The organism is Saccharomonospora sp. NPDC046836, assembly GCF_040645195.1.
Classification (GTDB): domain Bacteria; phylum Actinomycetota; class Actinomycetes; order Mycobacteriales; family Pseudonocardiaceae; genus Prauserella_A.
This window is the reverse complement of the sequence record NZ_JBEYXW010000020.1, coordinates 16440-31970: the sequence shown is the minus strand read 5'-3', so window position 1 is coordinate 31970 and position 15531 is coordinate 16440. Positions and strand designations below refer to the sequence as shown.

The window sequence follows — 15531 nt, the reverse complement described above, 5'->3', positions numbered from 1 at the left end:
GGCGGCGTGTTACAGGTTTCCGGCATGACGTTTCTCATGGAACTTGAGTACCCATTTGGGTGATTTGTGCGGCAATATCACCCGGTACCGAACACAGGTTTCACACAGATTGCTGGGGAGCATCCTTGAGAAAGCCTTTGCGCCGCATCGCTGGTGCTGCGCTTGCCAACGTCCTGATACTGGCCGCCCTCGCGACGCCCGCCCTCGCGCAGGTGGACGAGACCACCACTCCGGACGTGTCGGTTACCACCACCACGACCGCGCCCGCCGAAACCACCTCCGAGACGAGCGAGCCCGAGACCACGGAGCCGTCGACGGAGACCTCGTCGTCCAGCGAGACGAGTTCGGAGGAGCCCACCACTACCACCACGACGACGGAGCCCGAGCCGGAGCCGTCGGACACGGAAGACCCGACCACCACGACCACGGAGCCGTCGGAGACCACCGATTCGCCCGAGCCCACCGAACCGCCCTATGTGGACGACACGGGCTATGGTCTCGACCTCGAGGACGGCCTCGGGCTGCTGCTGATCGCGTGCGCGGCCGGTGAGCCGAAGGACCTCAACTCGCCGGACTTCGAGATCCTCGAGGGCCCCTGGCAGGACGAGACGGATGGCCGCTACTGGCTCTACCTCGTGGACCTGCGGCCCGGCGCCACCTTCGCCGACGGCAACGTCACGGCCGACTGGGTCTGCGGTGGCGAGCCCGGCAACGGCGGTGGTGGCAGCACGCCGATCTCGCCGGTGCCCGGTTCGGGCGACGCCGACGACTGGCAGCGTGAGAACGGCGGCAGCCCCCAGGTCGGCTTCGCGCCGCAGGGTGGGGTTGAAACCGGTGCCGGTGGCGCAGCGTAGGTCTGAGCCCGATGCCTTTTCCGTTGCGCCAGGGCGGCCGTGTCCTCGCGGCCGCCCTGCTCGCCTCTCTCGCGCTGACCGGATGCAGCTCGTCCGCTACGCCGGAGTCGGCGTCAGCCCCGCCGACGTCGGTCCCTGTCACAAAGCCCTACGACAAACTCCGGCCGACGCAGGTGAAAATCCCGAAGATCGACGCCGAATCGTCGCTGATCTCGGTGGCGGTGACCAAGGACGGTGCGATCGCCGTCCCTTCGGCGAAGAACCCGATGCAGGCCGCGTGGTACCGGTTGTCGCCGGTGCCCGGCGAGGTCGGCCCGGCGATCCTGCTCGGTCACGTCGACGGCAACAAGCAGCCCGGCATCTTCTACAAGTTGCACGAGCTGGTCGAAGGTGACGAGATCCTCGTGGAACGCAGCGACGGCGAGGAACTGACCTTCGTCGTCGAGCGCTCCGTCCAGGTGCCGAAGGACGAGTTCCCGACCGAGGCGGTGTACGGCAACACCGACAAGCCACAGCTGCGGTTGATCACCTGCGGTGGCGTCTTCGATCGTGCCGAGCACAGCTACACCGACAACGTCGTCGTCTACGCCAACCTGGTCTGAGCGCGAGTCCCCCCTTCCAGCCCGCGAGTCCCCCGCTCCTGCACGCGAGTTCCCCCTTCGTGCACGCGAGTTGCGCGTTCCGGTTTCCGGAGCGGGCGACTCGTGAACCGGAGCGGGGGACTCGCCGTCTTGAGCGGGGACTCGCGCTCCGGAGCGGGGGACTCGCGAACCGCGCGCGCCTAGATCTCCTCCTCGGCGTCCTCCTCCGCGGCTACCGCGAACCCGAAGGCACGCAAGATCTTGCCCGCGGCCGAGGCGACCCGCGCGGAGCCGACCATTGGCGAGATGGCGATCAGCACGCCCTGCGCCTCCTCGATCGTCACCCCCGCGTCGGCGGCCAATCCGAGGTTGACCAGGTACGACACCGGCGCGGCGTCCATGGCGACGAGCGCGGCCAGCCGGACGAGGAAGTACTGCTTGTCGTCGAGGCCGGAGCTCGCCAGCGAGTCGAGGTTCATCGCGACGAGACGTTCCAGCACGGGGGCGTCGCCTTGTGCGACGGCGTTCAACGTGTCTTGCGGAGCGGAGTCGGCGGTCATCGTTCCTCCTTTGGGCCCGCATCGGCAATGCCGTGTTGAGCGTCGCAGTGCTGGGCGGGCCGGCTATCACCCCGCGCAGGTGATACCGGAGCACCCCGCCGATTGTCGGTGGGCTGCGCGAGAATGATCCACATGGGAGTGCGCGATGATCAGTTCCTGCGAATGGTGAACCGGCTTGCCGAGGTCGAGAGCGCACAGGCGCGGGACTACACGTCGTTCAGCGTGCGCGGCAAGCGGTTCGGCTACCACTGGCCGCGCACGAAGACCGCTGGCCTGAAGCAGACACTGATCGAGCAGAGCGCGCTCGTCTCCGAGCGGCCGGACGTCTTCGAGGTGCAGTTCACCTCAGGGGGATTCGGCTGGGTGGTCGTCCAGTTGCCGAAGATCGCTGCCGACGAGCTCACCGAACTCGTCTACGAAGCCTGGCGCCTGTCGGCCCCGGAAGACCTCGTCGAGCAGCATCCCCTCAGCCGCCGTAGGTAGCTGGTTGCGGTGCCGAGCGGGGCGGAGTTACCGTGAAAGATCATACCCCAGGGGGTATTTGATCGAGGCGGAAGGAGAAGGGATCGTGCTGGAGATCGTTCCCATTGACACTCCGTCACTCGGCGATCGCAGCTACCTGGTGCAAGACGGGGAGGTGGCGTTCGTGGTCGATCCGCAACGCGACATCGACCGCGTGCTTGCTCTCCTGGAAGACCGGGGCGTGCGGCTGACCGATGTGTTCGAGACGCACATTCACAACGACTACGTCACCGGCGGCTTCGCCTTGGCCAAGGTGACCGGCGCGGACTACCACGTCAACGCTGCGGACGCGGTCGATTTCGAGCGGCACCCGATCGAGCCGGGCCAGGTCGTGGCGGTCGGTGACTCGATGCGGGTGCGCACGATCGCCACACCGGGGCACACGTTCACGCACCTCGCCTACGTGCTCGAGGTCCCCGGCGAGACTCCCGCGGTGTTCACCGGCGGTTCGCTGTTGCTCGGTTCGACGGGCCGTCCGGATTTGCTGGGGCCCGCCCACACCGGCGAGCTGGCACGCGCGCAACACGCTTCGGCTCGCCGGCTCGCGGCCGAGCTGCCCGATGAGACCCGGGTCTACCCGACTCACGGCTTCGGCAGCTTCTGCGCGGTGACCGAGGTGAGTGTCGAATCGTCCACGATCGGCCGGGAGAAACAGGCCAACCCTGTGCTCACTCGTTCCGAGCAGGGCTACGTCGACGAACTGCTGGCCGGGCTGGATGCATACCCCGCCTACTACGCGCACATGGCGCCGGCAAACATGGCCGGTCCGCGGGCACCCGAACTCGCGCCGCCGCGGCGGGCTGACCCGGCCGAGTTACGACGCCGGATCGAGACGGGCGAGTGGGTCGTGGACCTGCGGCACCGCACCGCGTTCGCCGCGGGGCATGTCGGTGGCACGCTCAACTTCGGGCTCGAAACCAACTTCGCGACCTACGTTGGCTGGCTGATCCCGTGGGGTACGCCGCTGACGTTGCTCGGTGCGACGGCCGAGGACGTCACCTCGGCGCAGCGGGAACTGGCGCGCATCGGGATCGACCGGCTCGAGGCCGCCGCGACCGGCGGCCCGCGCGACTGGGCGGATCGGGAGCTGCGGTCCTATCCCACGGCGCAGTTCGCCGAGCTGGCGCAGGTACGGCACCACCGCCCTGTCGCGGTGCTGGACGTCCGGCGCAACCAGGAATGGGCCGAGAGCCATCTCGCCGGCGCCGTTCACATCCCGCTGCACGAGTTGCTGACGAGGCTCGCTGAGGTCCCGGCAGCGGAGGTGTGGGTGCATTGCCATTCCGGTTACCGCGCCTCGATCGGCGCGTCGGTACTCGCCGCCGCGGGCCGGTCCGTCGTGGCGATCGACGACGACTACGACAACGCGGGCAGGGCAGGCCTTGACATCGTGCGGCCGGAGACGATGGGGCGCTGAGGCGATACCCTTGGGGGTACATGAGGAGGCTTGCGGTGAAGTTCGAGGCTGAGGAACTGTCCGATGTGGTCGTTCGGTTGCGCCGTGCGCAGGGGCAGATCGGCGGCATCATCCAGATGATCGAGTCGGGTCGGGACTGCAAGGACGTCATCACGCAGCTGGCGGCCGCGTCCCGCGCGCTCGATCGCGCCGGGTTCAAGATCATCGCCACCGGGTTGGACAAGTGCGTCGCCGATGGGGAGGCGGGTTCCGCGGAGGCGGCGGCCAACCGGGCGCAGCTGGAGAAACTTTTCCTCACGCTGGCGTGACCACGGCCGTTGTGGCCCGCTGTCGAGGTGCTGCCCGACCTGCGGCTATGGTGCCCACGTGAGTACGGAAGGGCCGGTGACACTGATCGCCGTCGCGAAGGCCGCGGGCGTGTCCAAGACGACGGCTTCCGACGCATTGCGCAACTCCGGTCGGGTTTCCGAGCGGACGCGCCAGCACGTCATCGCCGTCGCAAACCGGCTTGGTTACACACCGAACCCGTCCGCTCGCTCACTGCGCATGGCCACAACGGGCGCGATAGGTCTGCACCTGCCCGAGGTCCTCACGCGGTCCGAGTACTACATGTCGTTCGTGTTCGGCGTAGTGGATCAGGCGGCACGAATGAACTGCGACGTCACCCTGCTGACCTCACACCACCCGCCGTCGCGGGCCACCCATCGCGTGGACGGTGTGGTGCTCGGTGATCCATTGGAGACGGACGCAGTGGTGCGCGGGCTGCTGGACTCGTCGGTGCCGGTCGTGACCTGCGAGCGGTTCACCGGTGATGCCGAGCCGGCAGGTGTGGTGCTGTCCGATCACGGTGCGCAGCTCGAGCGGCTGCTCGGCCATCTCGCCGATGCCGGGGCCCAGCACATCGCCCTGCTCGCGTCGAGCACGGTCACCGACTGGGGCCGGACCCTGCAGCGGACGTATCTCGACTGGTGCGAGCGGAATGGCCGCCACGCACGGCTGCGGGAGATGGCATTCGGCTCACCGACGACGGTCATGCAGGACCACGTGCGTGCCCTGCTCAACGCCGAGCCGGAGGTCGACGCGCTCGTGTGCGCACCCGACGGCGCCGCCGCAGCGGTCCTGCCTGTCCTTCGTGCGGCGGGCAGGACCATTGGTGAGGACCTGCTCCTCGCGTCCTGTGTGGACAGTACCGCGCTGCGGTACACGGATCCGCCCATTACGGCCATCGACCTGCGCCCGCGCGAGGCGGGCGCCGCGTGTGCGCGGCTACTGTTCGACATCCTCGCCGGCGAGGCGCCCCGGGGCACCTCGCGTGCTCAGCCGATTGGTCTCACCGTGCGTCGTTCTACGGTGCGTGGTTGAGATTGTTGGTGGGGATTCTTGGGTTTCAAGCACGCCTTCGGCGCGCCGTGTGAAACTGTCGCTCCTGTGGTTGGGTTTTGTCACTGTCCACTAGCGACAGTTCCCCACGGTCCGGGTATCGTTGTCAGGTTCTGCTTGTAGTTGGCTACTTGGTTCGGTATGATGGTCTCGTGGGGGATTCCTTGCTAGGCCAACAAATTCTGGCCCGGATTGAGGGTCTTAATCGGCTCAAGATGTGGGTTGATGCCTCGTTGCATCGGACCATTGAGGAGCTCGATGACTTTCGCGGGCATGCTCCCGATGTGGCTGCTGAGTTGGCGTTGGTGCTCTCGGTTAGTGAGCAGCACGCTCGGCGGGTTCTGGATCTGTCCACTGCTCTGGTTCATCGGTTGCCTCGGACTCTGGCTGCCATGGAGTCCGGTGTTGTCGATTCCTTTCGGGCGTCGAAGGTTGCTGCGGCTACGGCTTGGTTGAGTGACTCGCAGGCTCGGGAGGTCGACTCGACCGTCGCCCCCAAGCTGGCTGGCAAGAATCCTCATCAGGTGCGGCGCGTTGCCTCCTATTGGGCCATGAGGGCCGATCCGGATGGGGCCGCCCGGCGTGCCGACCACCGTCGGACTGAGCGGTCGGTGCAATTGCTGCCTGGTGACGACGGGATGTCCACCCTTCTCGCTGACCTGCCGGCCGAGGTTGCCTCATCCGCCTATGCGCGGATCGACCGCATGGCCCGTACCCTGCGCGGCAGCAATGAATCCCGCACCCTCGATCAACTACGGGCGGATGTCTTCGCCGAACTGCTGCTCGGTTCGAACACCGACGGTTCGGGGGCGAAAGCTAACGTGCACGTCTACGTCGACCTCACTACCCTGGCCGGACTGAACGACAACCCCGCACAGTTGGCGGGCTACGGTCCGGTTCCCGCTTCGGTAGCTCGACAGATCGCCGACCAACCCTCCTCGACGTGGCGGCGGATCGTTACCGATCCCCTCACCGGGGCGCCGATCGACGTCGGGCGCCGTCGGTACCGCCCACCAGCGGTCACCGACGAGTTCGTCCGGGTACGTGACCGCGAATGCCGGTTTCCCTGGTGTCACCGGCCCGCCCACTTCGGCGACAACGACCACCACACTCCCTGGCAGCACGACGGATCAACGGAACCGTCCAATTTGGTCAACTACTGCCGCCGCCACCATCTCTTGAAAGACCGGCCCGGGTGGACATATCGGCTCCATCCGACCACCGAAGCCGTCACGGTCACGACACCGTCTGGCGCCACCTACACCAGCCGCCCCGAACCCCTGCACGACCCACCTTTCTAGCTCACGGTTCCGTTGATACGCCTGGGCAACCGCCACGGGTTGTCCGCGCGAAGCGCGGGCGGCAGCGCCGCGTCGGGGGTGTTCTGGAAGGCCACCGGGCGCGTGAACCGTGCCAGCGCACCGGCGCCGACCGAGGTCGTCGCAGGCGCCGTCGTTGCGGGCCACGGGCCGCCGTGGTGCTGCGCCCACGTGACCGCGACGCCGGTCGGCCAGTCGTTGACGACCACTCGGCCCGCCAAGGCGCTGAGCCTCGTGAGCAGCGGCGCTAGGTCGGGATCGTCGCCATCGTCCGGCGCGCCGCTCTGCACAGCGGCGACCAAGGTGCCCTGCAGTCGGCCGAGTGCCCGGTCCAGCTCGGCGCGATCGCTGTACTCGGTGACGATCGCGACCGGGCCGAAGCACTCGTCGAGCAGCCTTGAGCCCGCGCGGAGATGCTCGATCCGCGCCCTGAGCAGAGTGGTGCCAACGGCCCAGCCGCCCGCGGGGCCCGGGATCTCAGCCACGACCTCGGCACCGGCCCGCACGAGCTCACCGACACCGGTGGCCGCGGAGCCTGCGATCGGCTCGGTGAGCATCCAGGCGCTCGGGGCGAGCCGGCGCAGGGCGTCGGCAACGGCGTCGGTGGCACCGCTGCCCCTCGGCACGAAAAGCAGGCCGGGCTTCGTGCAGTACTGACCGGCCCCGCGGGTGAAGGAAGCGGCGAAACCCGCGGCGATCTCGTCCATCCGCGTCGCCGCCCGGCGGGTGACCACGACAGGGTTGACCGTGCCCATCTCGGCGAACACGGGAATCACGACGTCGCGCTCGTTCGCCAGCCGCCAGAGCGCGAGCCCAGCTCGCTGGGAGCCGGTGAACGCGACCGCCGCCGTGTGCTCGTCGCGCACGAGAGCCGTGCCCGCGGCGAAGCCGGTGACCAGGGCGAACAGCCCATCCGGTGCCGTTGTGCCAGCGAGCGCACGATGCGTGAGGTCCGCGAGGGCACGGCTGAGCCGGGGGTGCGCCGGATGGCCCTTCACCACGACCGGGCAGCCCGCGGCGAGCGCGGAAGCGGTGTCGGTGCCCAGCACGCTGAACGCGAACGGGAAATTACTCGCGCCGAAGACCGCGACCGGACCGAGTGGAACGCCCACCCTGGCCAACGCAGGTCGGTCCGTCTGTGCGCTGTCGATCGTGGCATCCAAATAGGACCCTTCGACGGCGACTTCGGCGTAGTACCGCAGTTGTGTGGACGTGCGGCCGATCTCCATCGTCAACCGGTCGACGCCGAGCGCGGTCTCCTCGTCGGCGAGCCGGACCAGCTCGGCCGCCGTTTCGGGCACGTCCAACGCGTGGGCGATGGCGCCGAGCCAGGTGGCACGCTCGGCAGGCGCGGTCGACGCCACGACGGGCGCCGCCGCGGCGGCGGCTGCCAGTGCGACGGCGACGTCCTGCGTAGTGCTCGTCGCCAGCTCGGTCACCGGTTCCCCGGTGCGAGCGTCATAGCTGATGTCAACGGTCATGCGGGCACGCCCTCCTCGGCAGATAGGGTCGTCCACGACTGGTCGTCCACAGTGCACGGACCGCCGCGATGTACGTGCATGCGGTGCGCCGACACGTCCAGCGTGATGGTCGCGAGGCTTTCCCACCGCTGGTGCGGTGGCAGCGCGGTGTTCGCATGAGCGCAGACCGGTACACCGGCATCGTGGGCACACAGGGCACGCGCCCGGTCGGTGCGTTCCGTGGCGCCCAGCGCGTCGGTCTGCTCGCGCAGCCACGCCAGGCGCGCGAACGTGCTGGACACCTCGGCGGTGGTCCGCTCGCCCTGCGCGAGCTCGGAGTCGAGGAAATGGTTGGTGTGCAACAGGATTCCGTCCTGGGGAGACAGCTCGGCTACGCCAGCCGGGCACAGCTCGAGGCAGCGCACCTCAGCACGGGTCACGACGGTGAGCACAGAGGACGCTGAAAGGCGGGCCGAGCGCGCGAGCTGCGCCGCTTCCGCGACGGTGCTCGCCTCGTCCAGGATGCGCCGCGCCACGACGTGCACCGGCACGCCGATGTCCGCACTGTCCGAACGGTGCCGCAGCACGTTGAAATGCACCCCGAGGCCCAGGTTGTTGACGCCGATCTTGCCGACCACACCGAACTCGGTGAACGTCGACGTGCGGTGCCCCGGCGCCGGTTCCAGGGACCGGAGCACCATCGCGCCGCGTAGCACGTCGTGCCAGTCCCAGGTCTGCACGGTGCGCGGCGCGCTGCCGTCAGTGGGCAGCACCACCGATGTCGAGCACTCGCCCTCGCCGGTGACCGCCGCAGCGGCAAGGATCTCGGTGCGCGCGTTGAGCGCGGCCACCCGCCAGAGCGGAAGCCCGGCACCCTCGGCGGTCCCCGCGATCTCTTCGGCGAGGGCCGGTGCCCACGCAGCCGTCGCCGCGAATGCTCGACGGCCCCACTCCCGTACATGGTGTGGGTGCAGGCCGTGGGCAGCGAACAACTCGGCATACCGCTCGGCGGTGTCGCGAATGGACTCCCGGTGAGCGCGACCGAACTCGCGCCCGCGCTCGGCGGGATCGTGCTCGGTGGAGACATGGGCAGGCAAGGTCGCGGTCATCGGGCACTCGCCAGAACCGCGTCCCAGGCTACCTCGGAGGCCAGCGTGCCGAGTCCCGTGGCGTTGATCCCGTCGAGCTCGACCTCGTCGGTGGTGAGCGCGAACAGGGTGTCGCCGTCGAGTTCGGTGTGGAACGGATGGATTGCTCGGTGCATCGAGCTGTGCACCTGAATGGCGAACTGTTTGAGCGCCACATCAGTGAGCCGTGCATTTGTGATGACCACGGTGAGCGTCGTGTTACCGGCCACGGTGCGGGCCGTTCCGTTGCCGGTCGCGGCAGCGGCGTAGTCGACAGCGGGACGTCGGCGTTCCCCTGTGGCGGCGTGGTAGTTGCCGCGCACGACAGTGCCGTCGCGATCGACGATCACGCCGATGGCGTTCACCACTGTCGCCACGAGAACCTTCACCTGCCCATGGGCTGCAAAGGCAGCGCCCTGCCCTGCGAACTCGGCGCGTGCGAAGTCGATCTTGCCGACCGACGCGGAGCGTCCCGCACCACACCGGCCGATCGGGAACTCGCCCTCGACGACGTTGCGCAGCGCGGCCCTGCCGAGCGCGGTATCCGGTGTGATTGCGGTGTCGCGGGCCGAGAAGTCGTAGATGACCGCGCCTGACACGTGCGCCAGCGCAGCCCAGTGCGTGCGGTTCTCGGCACGGTGCAACAGTTCCGTGCTCACGCCCGCTGCGGCCTCCAGCCCGTAGACGGACCCGCCGGCCAGGACGATGGCGTGGTGGAAGTCGTAGCCACCGCTGAGGCCCACCGCGCCGCCACGCGCGTCGACCGCTGTGCGGGCGCCCTTGGGCAGGTAGATGACCGTGCAGCCGGTGGGGCCCTCGGAGTACTCGGCGGTGCCGACGTACACGCCGGGGATGTCGAATGGCACGACCGCACTGCCAGGGCTGGGTTGCGGAGCCAGCTCGACGTCGTCATTGGTCGGCGCGCCCGGCGCGAACGCCGACGGCGTTGCCGGTCTCGGGGCGACGCCGTTGCCTGTACTCACAATGCCTCCACAAGTTGTCTCGAGTACTCGTGTTCGGGGGTTCCGAAGAAGACGGTGGCCGGCGCGGTCTCGACGATCTCGCCGTAGCGCATGACGGCGATCCGGTCGGCGACGTAGCGCACCGCACCGATGTCGTGACTGATGAACAGCGCCGCGAAGGAGAACTCCGCACGCAGATCTTTGATGAGATTGAGGATCTGCGCCTGTACTGACACATCCAGCGCGCTCACCGCCTCGTCGAAAACGATGAAAGGTGGCCGGGTGATCAGGGCGCGCGCAATGGACACGCGCTGGCGCTGGCCGCCGGAGAGCTGATGCGGGTAGCGCTGCGCGAACGAGTCGTCGAGGCCGACCTGCACGAGGGTCGTGCGGACGCGCTCGTTCAGCTCGTCTCTCGGCGTGCCGCCGAGCACGGCGAGCGGCTCGGCCACGCACTGCCCCACCCGCATGCGCGGGTTGAGTGACCACTGTGGATGCTGCAGCACCGCCTGCATCCGGCCCGCGAGTTCCTTGCGGCGCTTGGGAAATGGCTTTCCGTCGAACAGGACCCTTCCGGTTGTCGGTGCCTGCAGCCCGAGCGCGACCATGCTCGTGGTGGTCTTTCCGGAGCCGGATTCGCCCACCAGACCCAGGATCTCGCCCGCGGCGAGGCCGAGCGACACCTCACGCATCGCGTGCGCGTGGCGGCGCCGCCAGGGTGGGCCGGAGCTGAAGGTGACGGTCACCGCGTCCAGTTCCAGGATCATCGGCCTGCCTCCACGGTCTGCTCTGCGAGGTGGCACAGCACATCCCGGCCTGCCGCCGAGACCAGCGGTGGCCGCTGCTCGGTACACGAGGCGAGTACGTCGGGACAGCGGGGCGCGAACACGCAACCGGGAGCCGAGCCGGTGAGTACCGGTGGCTGTCCCGGGATCGACGTGAGACGTTCACCGTCGGCGACAGCGGCGGGTACGGCACGTACGAGCGCCTTGGTGTAGGGGTGGCGCGGCTCGGCCAGCACCGCGCTCGCCGCCCCCGACTCGACGACACCGCCGCCGTACATGACCACGACCCTTGAGCAGCGCTTCGCTACGGCGGGAAGGTCGTGGCTGAGCCACAGGATCGTGGTTCCCGACTCGGCGGCCAGCGCGAAGATCACGTCGAGCACGTCGTCACGGACCTGGCTGTCGAGCGCGGCTGTCGGCTCGTCCGCGACGAGGATCTCCGGACGGCCCGCCATGGCCATGGCGATCGCTACCCGCTGCGCCATCCCACCCGACAGCTGATGTGGGTAGCAGCGGGCGACGCGTTCGGGATCGGTGAGCTTCACACGCTCGAGGTGCGCCAGCACGTCGGCCCGAGTGCCCCAGCCACGCAGGGCCAGTTCCACCTGCTTGCCAACACGCATCGTGGGGTCCAGCGAGCCGATCGGCTCCTGGAAAACGAAACCGAGCTGTTCCCGCCGCAGCGCACGAAGTTGCTTGGGCCGCAACGTGGTGACGTCGGCACCGTCGACCCGCACGGACCCGCTGACGACACGAGCCGCGCCGGGCAGCAGGCCGCCGATCGCGGCGCCCAATGTGGACTTTCCCGAGCCGGACTCGCCGACGATGCCGATGGTTTCCCCTGCGGAGACGGTGAGGGCGGCGCTGTCGAGCGCCCGCACCGTGCGGTCCGCCGAGACGTAGTCGACGACGAGGTCGTCGATCTCCAGCAGTGGTGTCATACCAGCGACCGTGCCTCCCTCGGTTCGAGACTGTCGCGCAGACCGTCGCCGAACACGTTGATGGCCAGGATCGCCACGACGAGCACGATCCCGGGAACGATGACGAGCCAGGGCGCGGCGATCAGGTAGGTGCTGCCCTGCTGGATCAGCGCGCCCAGCGACGACTGCGGCGGTTGCACGCCGAACCCGAGGAAGCTCAGGCCGCCCTCGACGAGAATGCCGACGGACAGTGCGTAGGTGCCCTGCACGGCAATCGTGCCGGAGATGTTGGGCAGCACGTGCCGGAACAGGATGCGCGGCCAGCCCGCGCCGCTGATCACCGCGGAGGTGACGTAGTCGCGCTGTGCCACGATGATCGCCGCTGCCCGCACCAGACGGGTCATCAGTGGGATCGTGATGAGGATGATGCTGCACACCGTCGCGGTCTGCCCGGGGCCGACGACAGCGGCGACCAGGATGGCCAGCACGATCGTCGGGAACGAGTACAGCACCTCGACCAGCCGCATGACGACCTCGCCGAGCCAGCCGCCCCAGTACCCGGCGGCAATGCCGAGCAGCGTCGCGATCACGGCGGTGACGAGCACCGCGACCGTCGACAGCAGCAGAGTAGTGCCGATGCCTTCGAACAGTCTCGGCAACATCGAGCGGCCGAGCTGGTCCGTCCCCAGTGGATAGTCGCCCCCCGGTGGTGCGAGCCTCGGCCCGACCATGGCCTCCGGGTCGCCACCGATACCGAAGACCGTGGCCACGACGGTGCCGAGCACGAGCACTGCGAGACACAGCAGGCCCGCGCGAGTCAGCCAGTCGGTCCTGTGCCACCAGCTCATCGTGACCTCCTGGCCTTGGAACCGGTACCGAAACGGGGATCGAGCGCCCCGGCCGCCGCGTCGGTGAGCGTGTTCAGCACGATGAACACCACGGCCGCCAGCAGCACACCCGCCTGCACCACCGCGTAGTCGCGCCTGCCGACAGCCTGCACGATGTAGGAGCCGACGCCGGGCAGGTTGAACAGGTACTCGATGATCACCGCGCCACCCAGCAGATACGCGGTAATGGTGCTGAGCACCGTCACGACCGGGATGGACGCGTTGCGCAGGACATGACGGGTCACGATGAACCAGGGACTCTCCCCGCGCGCGATGGCCGCTGTGATGTAGGGCTCGACGAGCACGGTCAGCACGGCATCGCGTGTGGTGCGTGCGGTCACCGCGATGACGAACACCGACAGCACGGCCGCGGGCAGCACCATCGACCGCAGGTTCTGCCCCGGGTCTTCGCTCAACGGCACGTAGCCGCCGACCGTCAGTCCTAATGCGAACCGGGAGAACAGGAACACCACGATGCTGCCGAGGACGAACTCGGGCACGCTCACGCCGAGCCCGCTTGCCAGCCTGCCCACGGCGGCCGTCCGCCCGCGGCCCGCCCGCACCGCGGTGTAGACGCCGAGCGGGACGCCGAGGCAGATCGCGGCGGCGAAACCGGCCACGGTCAGTTCGGCGGTCACCGGCAGGCGCAGCCCGAACTCGGTGGTGACCGGTTCGCCGCTGATCATCGAGATCCCGAAATCACCCGTGAGCGCGGTGGTCAGCCACAGCCAGTACTGCACCAGAATGTTCTGGTCCAATCCGTACCTTGCCGACACCTCGGCCTTCTGCTCCGGGCTGGCGAACGGTCCGAGTACCACCTCGGCGAAGCCGCCCGGCATCAGCCGCGATGCGGCGAAGATCAGGATCGAGACGAGGAACAGGGTGACGACCGCGCTCAGCGCCCGCCGCAGCCACCAGGAGAACAGTCGCACAACCCGTCCTTTCGCCGGCTACTGGGTGAGCAGGCGGAAGTCGGCGACTCCGCGGAAGACGTTGCCGTAGCCCTCCGTCGCGTACAGCGTTGGACTCAGCGTGTCCGTCCGGTATCCGATCAGCGCGGGCCGGGTCACCAACGGGATCATCTGTGCGTCCTCGTCGACCGCCGTACACAGCTCTCGCAAGGCGGTGGTTCGTTCCGCACTGTCCGCAGTGGAGATCGCCGCGTCGATGACCGAGTTCAGCTCCGGATTCGGCTTCATGAAGCCGGCGTTGAACCCGGCTTGCTCGGGATTCCACCACTTTCCGACCATCCCGGCATCGGCATACCCGGCGAACCACGACAGCGCCGCGTCGAAGGTGGCAGGCACCTCGCCGTAGACCTTGCCGGACCAGCTGCCCTCGTCGAGCTGTTCGATCGTGACGGTGATCCCGACGCGCGCCAGGTTCTGTTGGATCACCTGCGCGATCGCGGGTGCGGGCTCGGTGGAGAACACGGCCAGCTCGAAGGTGAGGTTCTCGGCCCCGGCTTCGGCGAGTAGCTGCCGTGCCTGGTCGAGGCCTGCTGTGGCCGAAGGCAACTGCGCGGGGTCACACGCGCCGGGCAGCCCGGCGGGAGTGGCGCCGGTGGGCTTGCCGAGGCCGCCCAACGCCGATGCGCTGATCGCGTTGCGATCCATGGCGATGTTGATCGCCCTGCGGACGCGCGGGTCGCTGAACTTCCCGCCCGGCGCATTGCTGTTGAGCATCAGGTAGTAGAAGTCGGTCGTGGCCTGGGTCGCCACGGTCGTGCCGCGCACGCCCTGGAGGAGCTGTGGCGCGTCGACGTTGCCGAGCATCACCAGGTCGGCGTTGCCGTTCTGGAGCGCGGCCATTCTCGCCTGCTCCTGGCCGGTGATGGCGATGTTGACGGTGTCGACCGCCGGTTTGCCTGCGCCCCAGTAGTCCTCTCGCGCGGTGAACCGCCAGGACACGTCCTGCCGGTGTGACTCGACGACGAACGGTCCGGTCCCCAGCATCGTCCTGGCGAGGTCGACCGAGCCGTCGGCCACTTCCTTCATGGGCAGCACGGCGGCGGGAATGTTCGCCAGAGCGGCAAGAAACGGTTCGTATGGGCTGCTGAGTGTCACCTCGACAGTGCGTTCGTCGACTGTGGACACCTCCTCGACCGGGCCGATCTGGGTGCGCCAGACGCCTTCACTCTCGAGGAGCCGGTTGAGGCTACCGGTGACGTCGTCGGCGGTCATCGCCCTGCCGTTGGAGAACGTGACGTCGTCGCGGAGGTGGAACACGTAGCGCGTGGGGCTTGGGGTGTCCCAGCTCTCGGCGAGTCCGGGCTCGATGGTGAAGTCGGGGCCCACGGTCACGAGGGTTTCGTAGACCAGCGACATGAGCTGCCACGCCGTGGCGACATCGGCCAGCTGCGGGTCGAGCCCGGTGGCTGCTCCATTGTCGACGGTCATCTGCAGCTCGAGGGTGCCGCCGTCCGGGGCGGACTCGTCGGTGACGGCGAGGTACCCGGGCGCCTGTTCGGTGGCCGGCGTGTTCGTCGGCGCCGCCGAGCAGCCGGTGACGATGAGTGTCGCCGCGACGGCGCAGTAGAGAAGGGGGATCCGCATTGGACCTCAGCTTTCCGGCGGTGGCATGGCGTGAGCGCGGTAAGGTGACCCGTCGTTAGTTGCCGGAACGTTCCGACATGGGCAGTGATTAAACGATGGTCGGAGAGAGCCGTCAACCCCTGTTTACCAATCATTGACCGGTGCCGCGATCCGAGTTAGCCTGCCTGAAGCGATGCCGGAACGTTCCGGCAATCGATATCGG

General features: G+C 68.3%; 16 protein-coding genes. 7 read left to right on the top strand and 9 right to left on the bottom strand.

The window, feature by feature from the left end; translation table 11 throughout:
- Positions 1 to 125 precede the first annotated feature (125 nt).
- Positions 126 to 854 carry a hypothetical protein gene (locus ABZ863_RS21940; RefSeq protein ID WP_358538571.1) on the top strand — a complete coding sequence of 243 codons (729 nt, stop codon included), beginning with the start codon at positions 126 to 128 and terminating at the stop codon, positions 852 to 854.
- Between the two features lie 11 nt (positions 855 to 865).
- Positions 866 to 1456 carry a class F sortase gene (locus tag ABZ863_RS21935; protein ID WP_358538569.1) on the top strand — a complete coding sequence of 197 codons (591 nt, stop codon included), beginning with the start codon at positions 866 to 868 and terminating at the stop codon, positions 1454 to 1456.
- Between the two features lie 179 nt (positions 1457 to 1635).
- Here ABZ863_RS21935 and ABZ863_RS21930 read toward each other — a convergent pair whose 3' ends face one another.
- Positions 1636 to 1995: a carboxymuconolactone decarboxylase family protein gene (locus tag ABZ863_RS21930; RefSeq protein ID WP_358538567.1), complete on the bottom strand. Its 360-nt coding sequence runs from the start codon at positions 1993 to 1995 to the stop codon at positions 1636 to 1638.
- A gap of 132 nt (positions 1996 to 2127) precedes the next feature.
- Here ABZ863_RS21930 and ABZ863_RS21925 point away from each other — a divergent pair, with 132 nt between their 5' ends.
- The 5 genes from ABZ863_RS21925 (at position 2128) to ABZ863_RS21905 (ending at position 6615) form a co-directional block, all read left to right on the top strand.
- The gene (locus ABZ863_RS21925) at positions 2128 to 2478 is read left to right on the top strand and encodes an MmcQ/YjbR family DNA-binding protein (RefSeq protein ID WP_358538564.1); all 351 of its coding nucleotides are present in this window, start codon (positions 2128 to 2130) and stop codon (positions 2476 to 2478) included.
- A gap of 85 nt (positions 2479 to 2563) precedes the next feature.
- Positions 2564 to 3934 carry an MBL fold metallo-hydrolase gene (locus tag ABZ863_RS21920; protein WP_358538561.1) on the top strand — a complete coding sequence of 457 codons (1371 nt, stop codon included), beginning with the start codon at positions 2564 to 2566 and terminating at the stop codon, positions 3932 to 3934.
- 20 nt (positions 3935 to 3954) lie between these two features.
- A complete protein-coding gene (locus ABZ863_RS21915; RefSeq protein WP_358538559.1) occupies positions 3955 to 4242 on the top strand; it encodes a metal-sensitive transcriptional regulator in 288 nt (95 codons plus the stop codon).
- Between the two features lie 58 nt (positions 4243 to 4300).
- Positions 4301 to 5296, top strand: a complete 996-nt coding sequence (locus ABZ863_RS21910) for a LacI family DNA-binding transcriptional regulator (RefSeq protein WP_358538557.1) — start codon at positions 4301 to 4303, stop codon at positions 5294 to 5296.
- A 170-nt stretch (positions 5297 to 5466) separates the two neighbouring features.
- Positions 5467 to 6615: a DUF222 domain-containing protein gene (locus ABZ863_RS21905; protein ID WP_358538555.1), complete on the top strand. Its 1149-nt coding sequence runs from the start codon at positions 5467 to 5469 to the stop codon at positions 6613 to 6615.
- Here ABZ863_RS21905 and ABZ863_RS21900 read toward each other — a convergent pair.
- The 8 genes from ABZ863_RS21900 to ABZ863_RS21865 are packed head-to-tail and all read right to left on the bottom strand — an operon-like array spanning position 6612 to position 15329.
- Positions 6612 to 8114 carry an aldehyde dehydrogenase family protein gene (locus tag ABZ863_RS21900; RefSeq protein ID WP_358538553.1) on the bottom strand — a complete coding sequence of 501 codons (1503 nt, stop codon included), beginning with the start codon at positions 8112 to 8114 and terminating at the stop codon, positions 6612 to 6614. The two genes, ABZ863_RS21905 and ABZ863_RS21900, sit on opposite strands and share 4 nt — an antisense overlap.
- Positions 8111 to 9202, bottom strand: a complete 1092-nt coding sequence (locus ABZ863_RS21895) for a C45 family peptidase (RefSeq protein ID WP_358538551.1) — start codon at positions 9200 to 9202, stop codon at positions 8111 to 8113. The genes ABZ863_RS21900 and ABZ863_RS21895 overlap by 4 nt, the downstream gene beginning before the upstream one ends.
- The gene (locus ABZ863_RS21890; RefSeq protein ID WP_358538548.1) at positions 9199 to 10203 is read right to left on the bottom strand and encodes a P1 family peptidase; all 1005 of its coding nucleotides are present in this window, start codon (positions 10201 to 10203) and stop codon (positions 9199 to 9201) included. Before ABZ863_RS21890 ends, ABZ863_RS21895 begins: the two co-directional genes overlap by 4 nt.
- Positions 10200 to 10949 carry an ATP-binding cassette domain-containing protein gene (locus ABZ863_RS21885; RefSeq protein WP_358538546.1) on the bottom strand — a complete coding sequence of 250 codons (750 nt, stop codon included), beginning with the start codon at positions 10947 to 10949 and terminating at the stop codon, positions 10200 to 10202. The genes ABZ863_RS21890 and ABZ863_RS21885 overlap by 4 nt, the downstream gene beginning before the upstream one ends.
- Positions 10946 to 11908 carry an ABC transporter ATP-binding protein gene (locus ABZ863_RS21880; RefSeq protein WP_358538544.1) on the bottom strand — a complete coding sequence of 321 codons (963 nt, stop codon included), beginning with the start codon at positions 11906 to 11908 and terminating at the stop codon, positions 10946 to 10948. Before ABZ863_RS21880 ends, ABZ863_RS21885 begins: the two co-directional genes overlap by 4 nt.
- Entirely contained in the window at positions 11905 to 12735 is an 831-nt protein-coding gene (locus tag ABZ863_RS21875) for an ABC transporter permease (protein ID WP_358538542.1), read from the bottom strand. Before ABZ863_RS21875 ends, ABZ863_RS21880 begins: the two co-directional genes overlap by 4 nt.
- Positions 12732 to 13706 carry an ABC transporter permease gene (locus tag ABZ863_RS21870; protein WP_358538540.1) on the bottom strand — a complete coding sequence of 325 codons (975 nt, stop codon included), beginning with the start codon at positions 13704 to 13706 and terminating at the stop codon, positions 12732 to 12734. The genes ABZ863_RS21875 and ABZ863_RS21870 overlap by 4 nt, the downstream gene beginning before the upstream one ends.
- A gap of 18 nt (positions 13707 to 13724) precedes the next feature.
- The gene (locus tag ABZ863_RS21865) at positions 13725 to 15329 is read right to left on the bottom strand and encodes an ABC transporter substrate-binding protein (protein ID WP_358538538.1); all 1605 of its coding nucleotides are present in this window, start codon (positions 15327 to 15329) and stop codon (positions 13725 to 13727) included.
- Positions 15330 to 15531: the final 202 nt, after the last annotated feature.